The 17,871-nt window shown below is 37.0% G+C and carries 13 protein-coding genes; 10 read left to right on the forward strand and 3 right to left on the reverse strand.

Annotated features, from left to right (window positions below; all coding sequences use genetic code 11):
* Nucleotides 1-112: 112 nt before the first annotated feature.
* Nucleotides 113-2,218: a FapA family protein gene (locus FS486_RS11925; protein WP_144511671.1), complete on the forward strand. Its 2,106-nt coding sequence runs from the start codon at nt 113-115 to the stop codon at nt 2,216-2,218.
* A 44-nt stretch (nt 2,219-2,262) separates the two neighbouring features.
* A complete protein-coding gene (locus FS486_RS11930) occupies nt 2,263-4,272 on the forward strand; it encodes a sensor domain-containing protein (RefSeq protein ID WP_144511673.1) in 2,010 nt (669 codons plus the stop codon).
* 48 nt (nt 4,273-4,320) lie between these two features.
* On the opposite strand, the gene FS486_RS11935 is transcribed toward FS486_RS11930, so the two are convergent.
* A complete protein-coding gene (locus FS486_RS11935) occupies nt 4,321-4,527 on the reverse strand; it encodes a twin-arginine translocase TatA/TatE family subunit (RefSeq protein WP_144511675.1) in 207 nt (68 codons plus the stop codon).
* 309 nt (nt 4,528-4,836) lie between these two features.
* Here FS486_RS11935 and FS486_RS11940 point away from each other — a divergent pair, with 309 nt between their 5' ends.
* The 3 genes from FS486_RS11940 (at nt 4,837) to FS486_RS11950 (ending at nt 8,510) form a co-directional block, all read left to right on the forward strand.
* A complete protein-coding gene (locus FS486_RS11940; protein ID WP_186321434.1) occupies nt 4,837-5,427 on the forward strand; it encodes a hypothetical protein in 591 nt (196 codons plus the stop codon).
* Nucleotides 5,428-5,606: 179 nt separating this feature from the next.
* Complete coding sequence (locus tag FS486_RS11945) at nt 5,607-7,169, forward strand: catalase (protein WP_144511742.1); 1,563 nt, start codon at nt 5,607-5,609, stop codon at nt 7,167-7,169.
* Nucleotides 7,170-7,985: 816 nt separating this feature from the next.
* The gene (locus tag FS486_RS11950) at nt 7,986-8,510 is read left to right on the forward strand and encodes a Rossmann-fold NAD(P)-binding domain-containing protein (RefSeq protein ID WP_144511677.1); all 525 of its coding nucleotides are present in this window, start codon (nt 7,986-7,988) and stop codon (nt 8,508-8,510) included.
* 46 nt (nt 8,511-8,556) lie between these two features.
* On the opposite strand, the gene FS486_RS11955 is transcribed toward FS486_RS11950, so the two are convergent.
* Entirely contained in the window at nt 8,557-9,579 is a 1,023-nt protein-coding gene (locus FS486_RS11955) for a DUF4179 domain-containing protein (RefSeq protein WP_144511679.1), read from the reverse strand.
* Nucleotides 9,555-10,097 (reverse strand): sigma-70 family RNA polymerase sigma factor, encoded by a 543-nt coding sequence (locus FS486_RS11960; protein WP_144511681.1) that lies wholly within the window; start codon nt 10,095-10,097, stop codon nt 9,555-9,557. The genes FS486_RS11955 and FS486_RS11960 overlap by 25 nt, the downstream gene beginning before the upstream one ends.
* A 165-nt stretch (nt 10,098-10,262) precedes the next feature.
* Here FS486_RS11960 and FS486_RS11965 point away from each other — a divergent pair, with 165 nt between their 5' ends.
* The 5 genes from FS486_RS11965 to nadE all read left to right on the forward strand — a co-directional run bounded on the left by FS486_RS11965 (nt 10,263) and on the right by nadE (nt 17,764).
* Nucleotides 10,263-11,015: an exodeoxyribonuclease III gene (locus FS486_RS11965; protein WP_144511683.1), complete on the forward strand. Its 753-nt coding sequence runs from the start codon at nt 10,263-10,265 to the stop codon at nt 11,013-11,015.
* A gap of 70 nt (nt 11,016-11,085) precedes the next feature.
* The gene (locus FS486_RS11970) at nt 11,086-12,366 is read left to right on the forward strand and encodes an aminotransferase class I/II-fold pyridoxal phosphate-dependent enzyme (protein WP_144511685.1); all 1,281 of its coding nucleotides are present in this window, start codon (nt 11,086-11,088) and stop codon (nt 12,364-12,366) included.
* Nucleotides 12,367-12,507: 141 nt separating this feature from the next.
* Complete coding sequence (locus FS486_RS11975) at nt 12,508-14,679, forward strand: outer membrane protein assembly factor BamB family protein (protein ID WP_144511687.1); 2,172 nt, start codon at nt 12,508-12,510, stop codon at nt 14,677-14,679.
* Between the two features lie 773 nt (nt 14,680-15,452).
* Nucleotides 15,453-16,934: a nicotinate phosphoribosyltransferase gene (locus tag FS486_RS11980; protein ID WP_144511690.1), complete on the forward strand. Its 1,482-nt coding sequence runs from the start codon at nt 15,453-15,455 to the stop codon at nt 16,932-16,934.
* Nucleotides 16,935-16,936: 2 nt separating this feature from the next.
* Nucleotides 16,937-17,764: an ammonia-dependent NAD(+) synthetase gene (nadE, locus tag FS486_RS11985; RefSeq protein ID WP_144511692.1), complete on the forward strand. Its 828-nt coding sequence runs from the start codon at nt 16,937-16,939 to the stop codon at nt 17,762-17,764.
* Nucleotides 17,765-17,871: the final 107 nt, after the last annotated feature.

A 17,871-nucleotide genomic window follows, 5' to 3' on the forward strand; every position in this document is an offset into this window, starting at 1 on the left:
AATATATATTTATAACTAGTCTTTAGACTTATAAAAAAGTATATTAATAGATATATTGTATTTATAAAAGTAATTTAGTTCCAAATTAAAATTAGAAAGGAGGTTTATTCATATGGTACAAAATTCTATTACTATTAAAGCAGAAACAATCGAGGAAGCTGTTCAAACTGCTCTTAATATTTTGCAATGTACGACCGATGATATTAATGTTCAAGTTGTAAAATCACCTTCGAAAAGTTTATTTGGATTACGAAAACGTTTGGCAGAAGTTAGTATAACAAAGATAAAATCAAATACTATTTCAATGGATAAAAAAAGAGAGGAAGAAAGGTCCGTTTTTTCCATAGATGATAGAGAAGTAGACAATCTAATTGATAAAATGGTCGACTTCGATTCTTTAGAGTACGGATTAAAGGATGTCATTACCCCAACTCTTTCCAAAAGTGAGGAGTCTATAGACATTCCTTTTGGGGCTTGGATACAAAATAATAAAGTGTATATACAGGAAAATGCTCAAAGACTGCCGATCATCGAAGCAGATGAAACAGTGAAAGTTTTGGTTAATGGCGAAATATTAGTTAAACCACGTCTTGTTACTAGTAAAGACACGGTTAAGGTTATGTTGGAGAATGAAGTGATTCCAGGAAGTTTTCGAATCGACTTAAAAGATAATAATATGATGGCTACTCTTTCAATTACTCATGGAAGGAAGATTACGAGGGAATTGGTAGAAGTGGAGCCACAAGAGCATCTCGTAATTCAAGCAAAGGAAACAGAATCCTTCTTTATAGATATTAAGCTAGAAAATATATTGCAAAGGTTGAAATCACTTAAAATTGAAAGAGGTATTATATATCCCGCTATTCAAGCCATGTTAAATGGAGAAAATGGAGAAGCAATTATAGCGAAAGGCATTTCCCCGCAAGAAGGATTAGACGGAGATATTGAAATACTTATTGATGGCTGGGGAGAAACGAACCTGGAAGGCGAAAACATACATCTCTCAGAAAAAGTTGACTTTAGGGAAGGTCGATCCATTCTAGCAGTAGAAGTAGGGCAAATTATGGCAAAAAGAATAGTAGCCATTCCAGGAACTCATGGGACAGATTTATTTGGTGGAGTAGTCCCTCCCAAACCTGTATATGAAGTTACGTTAAAGATGGGTAAATATGTAGAACAAAAAGATGATCATGTAGTAGCTCTTACTGCAGGTAGACCTTCCATTGAAACAAGGGGAAAACTAGTAAAAATTGACGTTATAAAAGAGTATATTCACACGGGAGATGTTAGTTTGGAAAGTGGTAATATTCGCTTTCCAGGTGATGTCCTAATAAACGGAAATGTGTTAGATTCTATGTGTGTTGAGGCTGAAGGAAGAGTCTATATAAAAGGTACTGTAAATAGAGCGGTAGTACAATCAGGCCATTCTACTAGAATTGAACAAAATGTGTTTTCTTCCGAATTATCTGTTGGTAAAGTGAACCATGTGATCGCCTCATTGATTCTAGTTTTAGCAGAGTTATTGACATACTTAAATCATATTTTAGGAGCAATCAATCAAATTTTAATAATTCGCCGTCAAAAAAATCCTAAAGAAGAAATGATGAAAGTTTCTTATCTGATACGTCTGTTATTAGAAAAAAAGTATGGAGATTTTCGAGACCTAGTAATGAGATTTTGTGACCTAATCGAACAGAATGAACCGCAATTGGACGAAGATTGGAAAATACTTTCTCAGAGTTTAAAAGAATATTTTATAACAGTATCTAAAGATCAAAACATTCAGTTGGGATCACTTGAGTCGCTTATAGAAAGTGTAAGAGATATGTATGAAACATACTTTTTACCCCCGGAACTTAGAGTGGCAATAGAATTACCATATGGAATCAACTCTACCTTGTATTCAAGTGGAAATATTAACATATTTGGACAAGGTGTGTATCATTGCTCCTTGCATGCGGATCATAATGTTTACATTAAAGGTGTTTGCCGTGGAGGGACTATCTCTGCTGGAAATAATATCTTTCTTGATGAGGTTGGCTCTGAAAATGGAGGTAAAACAACTATTTCGGTGCCTGTGAATGGAGAAATACACATTAATTATGCTTATGCTGATACAGTCATACAAATAGGTAGGCGTATGCATACTTTTAAGCAAAGTACCGCAAATATCGCTGCTTTTTTGGATACTGAAGGAAATTTACAGTTATATAAATAGTTCGCATCAATAGAGTTGCGCTAAAAAGAAAAGAGGAGAGAAGAATGTATAAAAAAATAATTGATTCGTTGCAAGACTCTATAGCACTTATAAATGTTGATGGCGAAATTATAGTTACAAATAAATCATGGCAAAAATTTTGCAAGGAGACTAAGGGATGCCTTAAGGATGCTGATATCGCGGGTATAAATTACTTAGACATTTTATCAAGTTCCAATTACCTGGAAGAATATAATGGAATATTGGCAGTATTAAAAGGGGAGATTCCTTTTTTCCGCACTACTTATACATGCTTATCTCAGAATTGGTACACCAAGATAGTAAACCCTCTTATAGAGAAAGGTAAAGTTACAGGAGCGACAATTACCCGTAAAGATATAAGCGAATATGAAAAGGAACGTATAGAAATATATGCTGATTTAGAAAACATGTCTGATGCATTTTTAACAGTAGACAAGGACTGGCAAATTACTTATATAAATAAAGAGGCAGAAAAGTTATTGTCTGCTCCTAAAGCGGAGTTATTGGGAGAAGACTTATGGGAAGTTTACCCAGACGCTATCGACTCGATATTTAATAAAAGTTATTCAAAAACGATGAATGAGCGTGTCGAGACCCGTTTTGAAGCATATTACGATCCCTTAAAAACCTGGTTTGAAATATATGCTTACCCAAAAGAAAACGGGGGGATATCGATATACTTTAATAATATTAATGAAAAAAAAGTGAAAGAAGATAAACTATGGAATACTGCTCACCATGATCATCTAACAGAAATGCCGAATAGATTACTATTACTCAAAAGATTAGAGAAGAGAATAGTAGAACAGGATCCATTTGTATTGTTTTTTTTAGATTTGAACAATTTTAAACATGTTAACGATGCTTACGGTCATGAAATGGGTGATATTCTATTATTAGAAATCGCTAGTAGGCTTAAACGGGACCTTTCTGATAAATTTTTTATTTCTCGATATGGAGGAGATGAATTTGTGCTTTGCACTACATATATAGATGATTTTCAAGTTCAAAGCGACGCATATCGTATTTTGTCTGCTATTGAAAAGCCGTTTAATAATCCCAAATTACCTCCATTGAATATAACAGCAAGCATAGGGATAAGTTTGTTTCCGGAAAATGGAGACTCCGCGGACTCTTTGATCACAGCTGCGGACATTGCAATGTACGAAGCGAAAAAAATAAAAGGCGATCAATGGATAAGATATGAAAGTGTAATGTCTAAGTCACTGAATAGGCGTCTTATTATTGAAAAAAGTCTAAAGGAAGCAATTTTAACAAATGCCTATTACACTGTTTTCCAGCCACAAGTAAATATTTTAGAAAACGAAATTATAGGGATTGAAGTATTATCACGGTGGAAGCATCCTGAGTTAGGTTTCATTTCGCCGGATGAATTTATTACTATCGCGGAGGAGACTGGACAGATTCGAATGCTCACGGAGCATATAATTGATACTTCCTTACTAATGTACAATAAATGGAAAAAGGTAAGTGGATACAATGGTGGAATTTCGATCAATGTCTCTTCATCTTTATTGAACGAGCCGTCATTTGTTTCATTTCTTATGTATCAATTGGAGAAACATTCAATTCCTCGAGGGATATTAGAGATAGAAATCACAGAAAATGTGCAAATTTTTTCTTCTTCTATTATTACTCATCATATGCATGATATACAGAAGGCAGGTATTCGCATAGCTATTGATGATTTTGGAGTTGGTTATTCGAACTTATCCTATATAAATAATTTGCCAATATCCAAAATTAAAATAGATAAGTTTTTTACCAATTGTATTGGAGAAAATGCGAAAGGGGAAGCTATTCTTCAAGCAATTATAGTACTTGCTAATAATTTGAAAATGGATGTACTTGCCGAAGGGGTAGAGACGGAGAAACAAAGGAACTTCCTGAAAGCTAATAATTGCTCTTTAGTCCAAGGATTTTTTTACGATATGCCACTAAATGAGGATCAATTTAGTTATAGATTACAGCAATTCGGTATTAAATATCCTGCAAAACAAAAGGGCATTTAATTTAACTAAAGGAGCCAGCTATCACAAAAAATAGCTGGCTCCTTCTATTTAGTTTTTCTTTTCAAGTTCAATTTCTTTTGCTTCTAATTTAGCTTCCTCTTTTTCTTCATCATTTATAATATCCCGTGTCGAGGTTTTAAATTCTTTTAACGTTTGTCCAACTGCTCTACCTAGTTGAGGAAGCTTTGATGGGCCAAAGATAACTAAAGCAATTATTAATACGAGTATTAACCCTGGTATTCCTATATTTGGCATGGAATTTCCTCCTTCTCTTTTTAGATCCCTCTAAATATAACATACTTAGCAAGAAAATGAGAACGACGAGCATTCGGATAAATGTTGCAGTTCTTTAATTTAAAATAATCCTAGGTTTCTATTCATACGACAAATTTATCGAATGTGTTGTGTGGATTTAAATTCCTTTCTTTTAATTCTTTTTCATTCACTACGTCTCTAGCCCTACTAGTTTTCCTTCTAGAGCCCGTTTGGAAAAATGCTCTTTTGGGAGATGATTAGAACAACAGATTGAGGGGCAAAATGCTTCTTATGAACGAGGTGAACGAGATGGAGAAAACCATTTATATTGTTTTGTCTAATACAGGGACATTATTTTCAAAAGCGATCGGTATGTATACAAGAAAAGAAATGAATCATGCATCCGTCGCTTTTGATGAAGAATTGAGTGAGATGTATAGTTTTGGAAGAAAAAATAAGAATAATCCTTTTAAAGGAGGATTTATCAAAGAAGAGCCATCAGAAGGACTTTTGGCAAAAGCAACATGTGCAATTTATAAATGCCAAGTTTCCATCAAGGAGTATAATCGAATGCGTAATAAAATTCGTTGTATGGAACACCAAAAAGAATTGTATAGGTATAATTTAATCGGATTATTTGGTGTGGCGATGAATATTAAAATTGAACGAGAAAATGCTTTTTTTTGTTCTCAATTCGTGGCAACAATTATGAATGAATGTCCATCTTCCAAGTTGCAAATTGCACCTTGCCTAGTACAACCGCACCATTTTGAGCAACTTTCTTCTTTAAATCTTTTGTACAAGGGAGATTTACGCACGTATTTATATAGCAAAAGAGGAATAGAGGAAAGAGTTCAAGAGAATGCCTGGAAACGTTTAGCATTTCAAATGCTTGGTTAAACCTGTTTCTATTAAAAGCTTTGCTTATCTTCCATGGTAACTATGTAGATTGTTAAAAGAGGCATCTTCTTTACGAATGTTTATATTAATTGTAAATGGACAGAATAAGGAGGAAGTAGAATCTAGGATATTTAGGAGGATACAGAGTGACAAAAGAGCAATCTAACTTTGAAACGAATATGGAAGATGAAGATACGTTAACCAATAGGCAAGGACATCCAATTACAAACAATCAACATATGAGAACAGTAGGAAATCGAGGGCCTGCCACTTTAGAAAACTATGATTTTATAGAGAAAATTAGTCATTTTGACAGAGAACGTGTTCCAGAACGAGTAGTCCATGCCCGTGGAGCTGGAGCACATGGTTATTTTGAGGCGTATGGTGCTGCTGGGCATGAGGAAATTTCCAAATACACGCGTGCAAAACTATTTCAGGAAAAAGGAAAACGAACCCCTGTTTTTGTCCGATTTTCCTCTGTTATTCATGGTGGGCATTCTCCAGAAACATTGCGTGATCCACGTGGTTTTGCTGTGAAATTTTACACGGAGGATGGTAACTGGGATCTGGTAGGAAACAATTTAAAGATCTTCTTTATTCGTGATGCGATTAAATTTCCAGACATGATTCATGCATTTAAGCCCGACCCTGTTACAAATATTCAAGATTCCGAGCGTTTTTTCGATTTTTGTGCCAGTTCTCCTGAAACGTTTCATATGGTCACATTTGTTTACTCACCATGGGGGATCCCAGCAAACTACCGAATGATGCAAGGCTCAGGTGTGAATACGTATAAATGGGTCAACAAAGAAGGAGAAGCAGTACTAGTAAAATATCACTGGGAGCCTAAGCAAGGTATTCGGAATTTAACACAAACGGAAGCAGAAGAGATACAGGCGAAAAATTTTAATCATGCAACGCAAGATTTATATGATGCGATAGAAAAGGGAGATTTTCCAGAATGGGAGTTGCTCGTCCAAATTATGAGCGATGATGAACATCCCGAGTTGGATTTCGATCCATTAGATGACACGAAACTGTGGCCGGAAGATAAGTTTCCTTGGATGGCCGTTGGTAAAATGGTTTTGGATAGAAATCCGGAAGACTATTTTACGGAAGTGGAGCAGGCTGCTTTTGGAACAGGTGTATTGGTTGATGGACTTGATTTTTCAGATGATAAAATGTTGCAAGGTCGAACTTTTTCTTATTCCGATACACAGCGTCATCGAGTGGGGGCAAACTATTTACAGCTGCCAATCAATGCACCAAAAAAACGAGTTGCGACTAACCAAAGTGGAGGGCAAATGCAATATAAATTGGACCGGGCTCCTTTTCAAAATCCCCATATAAATTATGAGCCTTCTATATTAGATGGTTTAAAAGAAGCGAGGCAATTAGGAAAAGAATATACTCCGATGATTAAGGGAAACTTAGTACGCCAATCGATAGACAGACAAAGCAATACAAAACAAGCGGGAGAGACGTATCGTAATTTTGAGCAATGGGAGAAGGCGGAACTCATAGCCAATCTAGTAAATGACTTGTCTAGCTGCGATAAACGAATTCAAGATAAAATGATTGCTTTAGCAGAAGAAGCGGACGAGGATTATGGACGCCATTTAAAAGAAGGACTGGCCCATGTGGAAAAAGGTGGATCAAGTAGCAAACCACTTGGAAATCGAGACGGAGACCAAGCTCCTAAAGATGCAGTTCAAAAGAGTAACGAAGCAGAACCATATTAAGAGCAGACCCCACTTTCAAGAGTTATAGGAAGTGGGGTTTGTCGCGTTCAAAGGAGGTGAGTCGTATTAGAGGGATAGCGTATTTTAATCGGTGACCGCTTGGATTTCCACTGCAGGACAGACGCTTTCCGTCGGGTGAGCGATGAGCCTTCACCGCCCTTCAGCTTCAATCCATCCAAATAGAAGCTTTTATCTGTATTTATTAGCCATTAAAAGTGAGGAAATGGCTTAGCGAGACCAAATAGCTCGGGAAAGCAACCAGTTCAATAGGCAACGCAACCAGTATGAGCGTGAAAGCAACCAAATTGGCAACGAGCGCAACCAATTCTCCAAGTAAAGGCTAGCGGACACTGATTGCCATGCACTTTACTTGAAGTCTCCGCTTAATTTTCATGGATTAGATCGTCCATTAAATTTGCGCAACATCTCAGTCGTTACTCGCAACATTATGAATGGACGGAACTTTATGCTTGGATGCTGACTCGTTATGCTCGGATAGCTCCTTTTTATGCTCGTATAACAGCACCCTTTGCTCGGAGCAGAGGTAACTAATTTAAGACACATACTCCCTATAAGATGTCTTATTTTAGTTTAATATTCCATTTGAATATATTGACACCTTTATTTGCTCCTTTAAAATGAGTTATATAAGGGAGTGTTGAACGATGGGGTTAATTGGATATGCAGTAATTACACTTGCGATATTGTTTGGATTATTTGTTCTTGCCATTGCACTATTTGTTTTGTTGAAAATGACGGAAAATAAAAGGTGAACCACTTTTTCTGTGGCTCACCTTTTTAGGAGGGGGATATCCTTTGAAGCATATTTGTATAATTGGTGGTACAGGAATGTTGGCGGAAGTTACTAAGTGGTATGCAGACAATAACAGCATTGTGTCGGTCATCGCCCGAAACGAAGAAAAAATGAATAGAATGAAAAGTGCTTGTTCTCATCCTGAAAATATCAAAGAAATTTATGTCGATTATCGAGACTCAACCAAATTTTATCAATCACTTAAGCAAAATATAAAAGAATATGGTTCTTTAGTAGAAGCGGTTGTTTGGTTACATGCAGATGGTTTAGAGGCATTGCCTATTTTATTTGATTTGATGGAAGGGAAAAGTAAGGTTTGGCAAGTGATTGGCAGCAAAGCAAATTCTGAACTATTGAGGAAACAGTACGGCACTACCAAAAGTATTAAATATAATCATATCCAATTAGGATGTATGAAAGATAATAATCAGCAAAGATGGTTAACAAATTTAGAAATAGCTACAGGGGTTATACGTTCGATACAATCAGATTGTTCGTATAATTTGGTTGGAGAACTTTCTGGTTAAAAAGAGCATAACTTTTGAAGTCATGCTCATTAGCAGATTGCAATACTTATGGTTGAGTTAAGTCAATCGTATAGGATAAGTCATCTAATGTTTCTAACTCTTGAGCATATTCTCCCTCTACAGTGCTAATAATCGTTGGAACAATGGTTAGCTTTTGATAAGATTTTTCCCTTGTAGGTATGAAGAAAGAGTAATCCATATTTAAACGCTTATTGATATACTCTCCTCCTTCCCCGTCCATTAGGACAATAGGCACGGAATCTCCGTTTTCATCAAAAATATTGTAAGTTAGTTGTTTATCTCGTAATGACATATAGTGTTCAACTGTTTCTTTCTGTTCGAATGATAAGATAATGGTAGACGGATAAAAAGTGATATGTTTATATAAAATAGATATTTCTTCATTTTGTCTTTCTTGTTGAATATCAACGACAGTATGTTCGCCTTTTAAACTTATTGGAATCGATATCCATTTGTTGATATCGGATTTAATAGAGAAATTAAACTCCTCTGGTAACGGTTTTTGTGTTTTTAGCATGTATACACCAGCATAAAAACCATCAGATATTTGCTCCTCTTGAATATCAACTCGTAAATGTCTTCCCCACTCTTGATAGCGAATATCGTTAATTTTATAAATCATACGATCCATAAGTTTGTGCACTTCCTTCTGGTTATTAGCTTCTACGACAAAGCTAATCGCTAATCGACTACCGTCAAACATTGTTTCCTCTATAAATAGTTTATGCCCCTCTATTTGTAACTCAAGTCCATGTTCTTCGGCAATTCCTTGTTTAACAGAAGTTTTAATCCCTTCATCAGTAACTTGTATCCATTCAAAAAGTGATCCAACTATTGGAATAGACTGAAGCGTTGCTGCCATTGCTGGTGAAAAAATGGAACCGACAAGAATGGATAGAAACAAAACGGCAGCGGCGACAATACCATTAATACGCCTTTTATATTTCTTTCTAGGTAACCGTTCAAAAGCCTTCTGAATACCTAGTTCAACAGTTTCAGGTAAATCTTCGTTTTGCTTTCCGATTAAAAACTCTTCCCACTTGTCCATGAATGTGCCTCCGTTCCTTTTTCAGTTAAGTAATCTTTCATTTTTTGTCTCGCTCTATGCATTTTACTTTTTACCGTGTTTTCAGGTAAGGTGAGTATTTCTGCTATTTCTTTGATGCTCAAGCCGACCGTGTAAAAAAGCATTAACAGTTGCCTATGCTCAATGGATAAGTGGTCCAACGCTTCTTCTATTTCAAGATTTTGTGAGATGGACTGGTTGTAAGAAGGCTCCAGAATTGAATCTATTGGAATAATGTTGTTGGACTTCCTTAATAATTGATAACATTCATTCATCACGATGCGTATCAACCAAGTTTTAAAATAAGATGGCTCCTTTAAGTGGTGGATGTTCAAAAAAGCTTTAATGATACTTTCTTGAATTGCATCCGCACAATCTTCATCATTTTTTAAAATTGTTTTAGCCATATAGTACATTGCTTGTTTATAATGAGTGATTAAAAGTTCAAAGGAGGCAGTATTACCTTTTTGTGCTTTTTTTATAAGTTTGAGTGTGTCCAAATTTGTATGCTCCTTTCTGCACTTATCTCTTAGATGAAGAAAAGAGTTGGAAAGTTCCAAGTTGATTAAATTTTATTTCAGTGTAACAAATGTGATTCGATAACTATTTCATTTTAAAAGCATTATAATAGAAAAAGCACGGTCTTTTGATTGGGGGGTATACATATGAAATTAGTTTCTTGGAATGTAAATGGGCTGCGTGCCTGTGTCCAAAAAGGGTTTTTAGATTATTTTAATGAAGTAGATGCCGATATATTTTGCTTGCAGGAGACAAAATTGCAAGAAGGTCAAATTGATTTAGAATTAGAAGGATATAAACAATATTGGAATTATGCATTGAAAAAGGGGTACTCGGGAACTGCTGTGTTTACAAAAGTAGAACCACTTTCGGTTAAATATGGTGTTGGGGATTTAAATACGGAAGATGAAGGAAGGATTATTACGCTGGAATTTGAAGATTTCTTTTTAGTGAACGTCTACACACCAAATGCAAAGCGTGATTTAACGAGACTTCCTTATCGACTAGATTGGGAAGATGAGATGCGTGCTTATCTAAGAAAGTTGGATGAAGTAAAGCCAGTTATTATGTGCGGGGATTTAAATGTTGCGCATGCGGAAATAGATTTGAAAAACGCTAAATCTAATCGAGGAAACTCGGGGTTTACGGATGAAGAGAGAGCGAAGATGACCGATTTACTTGCAGAAGGATTCGTCGATACTTTCCGTTTCTTTTATCCAAAACAAGAAGGTGCTTATTCGTGGTGGTCTTATATGAACAAAGTAAGGGAACGGAATATTGGATGGAGAATTGATTATTTTATCGCTTCCAAAAGTTTAGAACCACGATTAAAAGATGCGGGAATACATGCGCACATTCTTGGAAGTGACCATTGTCCAATTGTTCTAGAACTGAATTAAAGATACAATGCACTGATAAAATGAAGTACAATAATGGAAGACACAATCCCATATCAGGAGGTACGAATAAATGAATGCTTTAGCTACTCAATTAAATGAAAAAATACAAAAAGAGAATCCTGTAATTTTTGACATGTTATCTGATTTAGGAAAGAATTTGTATTATCCTAAAGGGATTTTAAGTCAAAGTGCAGAAGCTGGTAAAAAAGCACATCGTTTTAACGCAACAATCGGAATTGCGACAGAGAATGGAGAACCAATGCATTTTCGTCATATACAAGATAAATTAGGATACGCTCCAAAAGATATTTACCCGTATGCAGCTCCACAGGGAAAGGAATTATTACGCTCCCTTTGGAAAGAGAAACTATTAGCCGATAATCCTTCTATGCAAAATAAATCCATTGGCTTACCAATTGTAACTAGTGCATTAACGCATGGTTTAAGTATTGCAGCGGATCTATTTATGAATCCTGGGGATGTACTTATCACGCCAGAACAATATTGGGGTAACTACAATACCGTATTTCAAATTAGAAGAGGCGGTCGTGTAGAAACGTTCCCATTGTTCAATGAAAACAATGGTTTCCATGTTGATGCATTCCGCGAAACACTTGCAAAACAAAAAGAAAAAGCTATTGTGTTATTAAACTTCCCGAACAATCCAACTGGCTATACTCCTTCCATTTCAGAAGCAGAAGCTATTGTTCAAGTATTAAAAGATGTTGCAGCTTCTGGAACTAAACTAATTGTGTTATTGGATGATGCCTATTTTGGTTTGTTCTATGAGGATTCTATCAAGGAATCATTGTTCGGATTATTAGCTGAAAGTCATCCGAATATTTTACCGGTAAAAATTGATGGTGCAACGAAGGAAAACTATGTATGGGGTCTACGTGTAGGATTTATCACGTATGCAGCAACTCCAGACGTTCTAGAAGCACTGGAGCAAAAAACAAAAGGGATTATCCGAGGAACAATTTCGAGCGGGTCTCATATTTCGCAAACAATTCTTTTGGAATCTTTACAGTCAACCGAGTATTTAAAAGAAAAAGAAGAAAAGTTCCAAATTATGAAAGGCCGTGCAGTCAAAACAAAACAAGTACTTGCAAACAAAAAGTTTGCTCCTTATTGGACGTACTATCCGTTTAACTCTGGCTATTTTATGTGCTTAAAACTAAAAGATATAGATGCAGAAACACTTCGATTACACTTACTAGATCAATACGGCGTCGGAGTTATAGCTAGCAATAAAACTGATATTCGCGTAGCGTTTTCATGTGTTGAGGAAGCAGATATTGAAGAGCTGTTTGAGTTAATATTAGAAGGATGTAAAGACCTAACTAAATAAGAGTAAGCTAGTGAACTGTTCAAGAATTTAAACTCTTGGACAGTTTTTTGTATTGTCTAATAATTTGGAAGCGGCAACATTTATTTTGAATCCGAAACATAAACTAATGAATAAGATTTTACTAGTTTAAGGAGGGTCAGGATGAGAGATGAAAGTATTTCAGTATGGGCAAAAATTTTTATCGGTGCCATTATTTGTTTCGTAGCACTATTTGTTCTCTATCTGATGGCAGACAAAGAACAGGTGGAAGAGGTGGAATACGCTACTATAAAGGTAAAAGAAGAGCCGGTGATTGAGACAAAGATTGAGGAAAAAGTTGCACCAAGTCCATCTAATCCAAATGAAAAGGTAGAATATGCATCGACAGAATGGGCGATTCATGGGGGTGATTATTACAATAGACGATACTCGATGCTAAACCAAATTACAACAGAAAATATAGGGGATTTAAAACCTACTTGGGTAAGTAGTCTAGGATCCGGTGCGGAGGCAAAATATTCCGGAGAGGCGACTCCAATTGTAGTGGATGGCGTAATGTTTATTACTACTGGCGCAAATGACGTATTTGCTTTGGACGCTAAAACGGGAGAACAAATTTGGGCATATTCTCCGGATATCCCGCAAGAAATGGACACAGTATGTTGTGGCTGGACATCACGTGGTGTTGCGGTTGGAGATGGCAAAGTATATGCGGGATTATTAGATGCTCGTTTAATCGCATTAGATCAAAAAACTGGAGAATTATTATGGGAAACAAAAGTAGCAGAATGGGAAGAAGGCTATACAGTAACCAGCGCCCCGCTTTATTATAATGGTAAAGTTTACACAGGCGTTTCTGGAGGAGAGTATGGAATACGCGGGCGCGTAATGGCGTATGATTCTGATTTAGGTTATGAAGTATGGCGTTTCTATACAATTCCGGGACCTGGCGATATGGATGGTGATACTTGGCCGACAGATAATAATGCTTGGATAACTGGAGGGGGACCGGTTTGGAATACACCTGCAGTCGATCCAGAACTAGGATATATCTATTTTGCAACAGGAAATACTGCACCTGACTTAGACGGCAGCAATCGCGAAGGGGACAATTTATATGCTAACTCGGTCGTCGCTGTAAATGCGGAAAACGGGGATTACGTATGGCATTTCCAAGAAGTACATCATGATATATGGGATATGGACCCCGCCAACCCAGTTATTCTATATGATGTAGAAATGGATGGAGTAATGCGTAAAGGTCTGGGGCAAGCAGGAAAAACAGGATGGGTCTATTTCTTAGACCGAACGGATGGAACTCCACTTGTTGGAATAGAAGAGAAACCAGTACCGCAATTAGCAGAACAAAAAACAGCTGCAACTCAACCATTTCCAATTGGGGATTCGTTTGTACCGCAAGGTGTATTTCAAGAGGATGTAGATCGTGATTTGGGAGATACGTTTGAAGGGAAAATAGGAGATATCTATACACCTTTTTGGGAGGAGCCAATTACCCTAAAACCAGGTCCTAGTGGTGGTGCAAACTGGCCACCATCTGCTTATAATCCGGAGACCGAATATTTCTACGTATTAGGTAATGATACGTACTTCTCGTTTGCAAGGCAGGAAGATGAAGCATTTGAAGAAGGGTCGATGTATATTGGTAGCATTATGCAACCTGTTTCAAATGCGCCACAACGAGGGACAGTTACCGCAATTGATGTGAAAACAAATAAAATAGCGTGGCAAGTAGATTGGGATGCTCAAGCCTACAGTGGGGTCTTAACGACTGCAGGAAATCTAGTTTTTGTAGGACATAATGATGGTCGTCTAATTGCATTCGACGCAAAAACGGGAGAGGAACTATGGGAATATCAAATGGATGCAGGTGCAAACGCTCCATCTATTACCTATGAGATTGACGGCGAACAATATCTTGCAATCTATGCTGCTGGTAATGCACTGGCAGGCTCAAAACATGGTGACAAAGTGTATACATTTAAATTAGGAGGAGATTTACCAGAAGGTAAGGTGATTGATGCCTCTATCTCATCTGACGAAAAAGTTACAACTACCTCTGAAACGGTAAGCTTAAACGCTGGACTGGAACTCTATACAAACAGTTGTATTGCCTGCCATGGCAATCAAGGGGCAAATGGACATAATGGACCAAATTTACAAAATAGTAAAATAGCTGAAAGTAAAGAAGCTGTAATCGACCGCATAACTAATGGTAAAAATGCGATGCCGTCCTTTAAAGATACTCTGACTCCAGAGGAAATGGAAGCAGTTGCAGATTACATTGTTACGGTTGTTTCTCCATTAGGTGAATGATAAATTAAGTGAAAAGAAACCAGCCATCATTTGAGATAGCTGGTTTCTTTATAATGATTGAGAAGTTATCAATATGCGATGAAATATAATATTGATAGAAAGTTTAGGGATAATGTGACTTAAATTAGTTGCCCCTGCTCCGAGTAAAGGTTGCTGTTATGCTAGCATAAAAAGGAGCTATCTGAGCATAACGAGTCAGCGTCCAAGCATAAAGTTCCGTCCATTCATAATGTTGCGCATATGGTCTATAAAGTTGTGAGTAACGACTGAAATGTTGTGCAAATTTTAATGGACGATCTAATCCATGTAAATTAAGCGGAGACTTCAAGTAAAGTGCATGGCAATCAGTGTCCGCTAGCCTTTGCATGGAGAATTGGTTGCGCTCGTTGCCAATTTGGTTGCTTTCACGCTCATACTGGTTGCGTTTCCTGTTGAATTGGTTGCTTTCAAGTCGCAATTGGTCTCGCTAAGCCATTTCCTCACTTTTAATGGCTAATAAATACAGATAAAAGCGTATATTTGGATGGATTGAAGCTGAAGGACGGTGACTCCAACGGGATCAAGTGAGTAAGAGGAGACTTTACAACGAACGCGTAAGCAGACGGTGAAGGCTAATCACTCACCACACGGAATGCGTCCTCCCTACAGTGGAAACTCCCTTACGACAGACTATCCTTATTGAATGAAGAGAGCTAATGATTAATTAACCAAGAAAAAGGGTAAATAGTGTATACTAGGTTCAATAGTTATTAGTTATGGAGAAGGGGATCATTATGAACAAAAATTATCCAGATGACGGATTAGCTTTACATACTGATTTATATCAAATAAATATGGCGGAATCGTATTGGGCCGATAATATGCATGAACGCAAAGCGGTATTTGAATTGTTTTTTAGAAAACTACCATTTGGGAATGGTTATGCGATTTTTGCTGGATTAGAAAGATGCCTTGACTATTTGCGAGATTTTCATTTTACAGAAAGTGATTTGAATTACTTGCAAAATGAGCTTGGATATCGAGAAGATTTTATCGAGTATTTGCGAACCGTTCGTTTTACTGGAGACGTCTACTCAATGGTAGAGGGAGAGTTAGTATTCCCGAATGAGCCAATTATACGTATTGAATCTACTTTAGCAGAAGCTCAATTAGTGGAGACAGCATTGCTTAATATTGTGAACTATCAAACGCTAATTGCTACGAAAGGGTCACGTATTAAGCAGGTAGTGAAGGACGAAATTGCAATGGAATTCGGGTCTAGACGTGCGCAAGAAATGGATGCGGCTATTTGGGGAACCCGCGCTGCATATATAGGTGGAATTGAATCTTCTAGTAATGTTCGTGCTGGAAAATTGTTCGGAATTCCTGTATCTGGAACGCATGCCCATTCTTTAGTTCAAGCATATAAAGATGAATATGAGGCATTCCATTCATATGCTAGACGGCACAAAGACTGTGTTTTTTTAGTGGATACATATAATACGTTAAAGACGGGTGTTCCTACAGCTATAAAAGTAGCAAAAGAGCTTGGAGACAAGATTAATTTTATAGGAATACGATTAGACTCAGGAGATATTTCTTTCCTTTCGAAAGAAGCTAGAAAAATGTTAGATGCCGCAGGGTTTACGGATACTAAAATAATCGTTTCCAATGATTTAGATGAATATACGATTTTAAATTTAAAAGCGCAAGGTGCTAAAGTGGATAGTTGGGGAATTGGTACGAAGCTTATCACGGCATATGATCAGCCTGCCCTTGGAGCGGTATATAAAATAGTTTCTATTGAAGATGAGTCCGGAGTAATGCAAGATACGATTAAAATTTCTTCGACAACGGAAAAAGTAACGACTCCAGGTCAAAAGAAACTGTACCGTATTATCGATAAAGAAAATGGTAAAGCAGAAGGCGATTATATTACGATGTATGATGAGGACCCAACGCATGAAGAGCGATTGAAAATGTTCCATCCCGTACACACCTTTGTATCGAAATTTGTTACAAATTTTGAAGCAAAAGACTTACATGTAAAAGTAATTGAGGGTGGAAAAGTTCTGTACCAAATCCCAAGTCTACAAGAGGTACGTCAATATGCACATGATAATTTAGACTTGCTTTGGGACGAATATAAACGTTCATTAAACCCTGAAGAATATCCAGTCGATCTTAGTCAAAAATGTTGGGACAATAAAATGCGCAACATTCAAGAAATAAAAGAAATGGAACACAATCTTATTGCGCAAAATGGAGGTCTGTAATCATGACTACAATGCAACAAGAGATTATCGAAGCGTTAAGAGTGAAACCGATTATTGATGTGGAAAAGGAAATTCGTTTAAGTATTGATTTTATGAAAGCTTACTTGAAGAAGCATTCCTTTTTAAAGAGCATGGTATTAGGAATATCAGGAGGACAAGATTCTACGCTTGTGGGAAAACTTGCCCAGCTTGCCGTAAACGAGTTGAATGAGGAAGCAGGCGAAGAGAGATATGCTTTTATCGCCGTGAGTTTGCCATATGGAATCCAATTCGATGAGCAGGAGCGTCAAGATGCCCTAGATTTTATACAACCATCTAAATGTGTGACGATCAACATTAAAGAATCAGTCGACGCAAGTGCTAAGGCGCTTGCAGATGCTGGTATTACGTTATCAGATTTTGCAAAAGGCAATGAGAAAGCAAGAGAGCGTATGAAAGCACAATATTCCATTGCGGCCATGTATTATGGAGTCGTTCTTGGAACCGATCATGCGGCAGAAGCAGTAACAGGGTTTTATACGAAATACGGAGATGGTGGAGTGGATTTAACCCCTATTTTCCGTCTAAATAAAAGACAAGGGAGACAACTACTTAAGCAGCTAGGATGTCCTCCACATTTATATTTGAAGGTGCCGACTGCCGATTTAGAAGAAAATCGCCCAGCACTTCCTGACGAAGTAGCACTAGGTGTGACGTATAATGAGATTGACGATTATCTAGAAGGAAAAACTGTATCGCAGGAAGCGCAAGAAAAAATTGAAGGATTTTATGCTCGTTCTTTGCATAAAAGACATATGCCGATTAATGTGTTCGATAATTTTTGGAAATAATAAAAGCCGAACTGTCTCAAAGAGATGGTTCGGCTTTTATGTGGATTGCACAATCTCTATTTGTTTTTAATGCATATTTTCGTTATGCTTAATACGTATTGTAGAAA

The sequence above is a fragment of the Bacillus sp. FJAT-22090 genome (assembly GCF_007676755.1).
Classification (GTDB): domain Bacteria; phylum Bacillota; class Bacilli; order Bacillales_A; family Planococcaceae; genus Psychrobacillus.

Excerpts from the sequence above, each read along its gene's own strand:
- FS486_RS11940 (WP_186321434.1), top strand. The coding sequence starts at position 4,837 with ATGGAGAAAACCATTTATATTGTTTTGTCTAATACAGGGACATTATTT.
- FS486_RS11935 (WP_144511675.1), bottom strand. The coding sequence starts at position 4,527 with ATGCCAAATATAGGAATACCAGGGTTAATACTCGTATTAATAATTGCT.
- FS486_RS11925 (WP_144511671.1), top strand. The coding sequence starts at position 113 with ATGGTACAAAATTCTATTACTATTAAAGCAGAAACAATCGAGGAAGCT.
- FS486_RS11965 (WP_144511683.1), top strand. The coding sequence starts at position 10,263 with ATGAAATTAGTTTCTTGGAATGTAAATGGGCTGCGTGCCTGTGTCCAA.
- FS486_RS11970 (WP_144511685.1), top strand. The coding sequence starts at position 11,086 with ATGAATGCTTTAGCTACTCAATTAAATGAAAAAATACAAAAAGAGAAT.
- FS486_RS11980 (WP_144511690.1), top strand. The coding sequence starts at position 15,453 with ATGAACAAAAATTATCCAGATGACGGATTAGCTTTACATACTGATTTA.
- FS486_RS11945 (WP_144511742.1), top strand. The coding sequence starts at position 5,607 with ATGGAAGATGAAGATACGTTAACCAATAGGCAAGGACATCCAATTACA.
- FS486_RS11955 (WP_144511679.1), bottom strand. The coding sequence starts at position 9,579 with ATGGACAAGTGGGAAGAGTTTTTAATCGGAAAGCAAAACGAAGATTTA.
- nadE (WP_144511692.1), top strand. The coding sequence starts at position 16,937 with ATGACTACAATGCAACAAGAGATTATCGAAGCGTTAAGAGTGAAACCG.
- FS486_RS11930 (WP_144511673.1), top strand. The coding sequence starts at position 2,263 with ATGTATAAAAAAATAATTGATTCGTTGCAAGACTCTATAGCACTTATA.
- FS486_RS11975 (WP_144511687.1), top strand. The coding sequence starts at position 12,508 with ATGAGAGATGAAAGTATTTCAGTATGGGCAAAAATTTTTATCGGTGCC.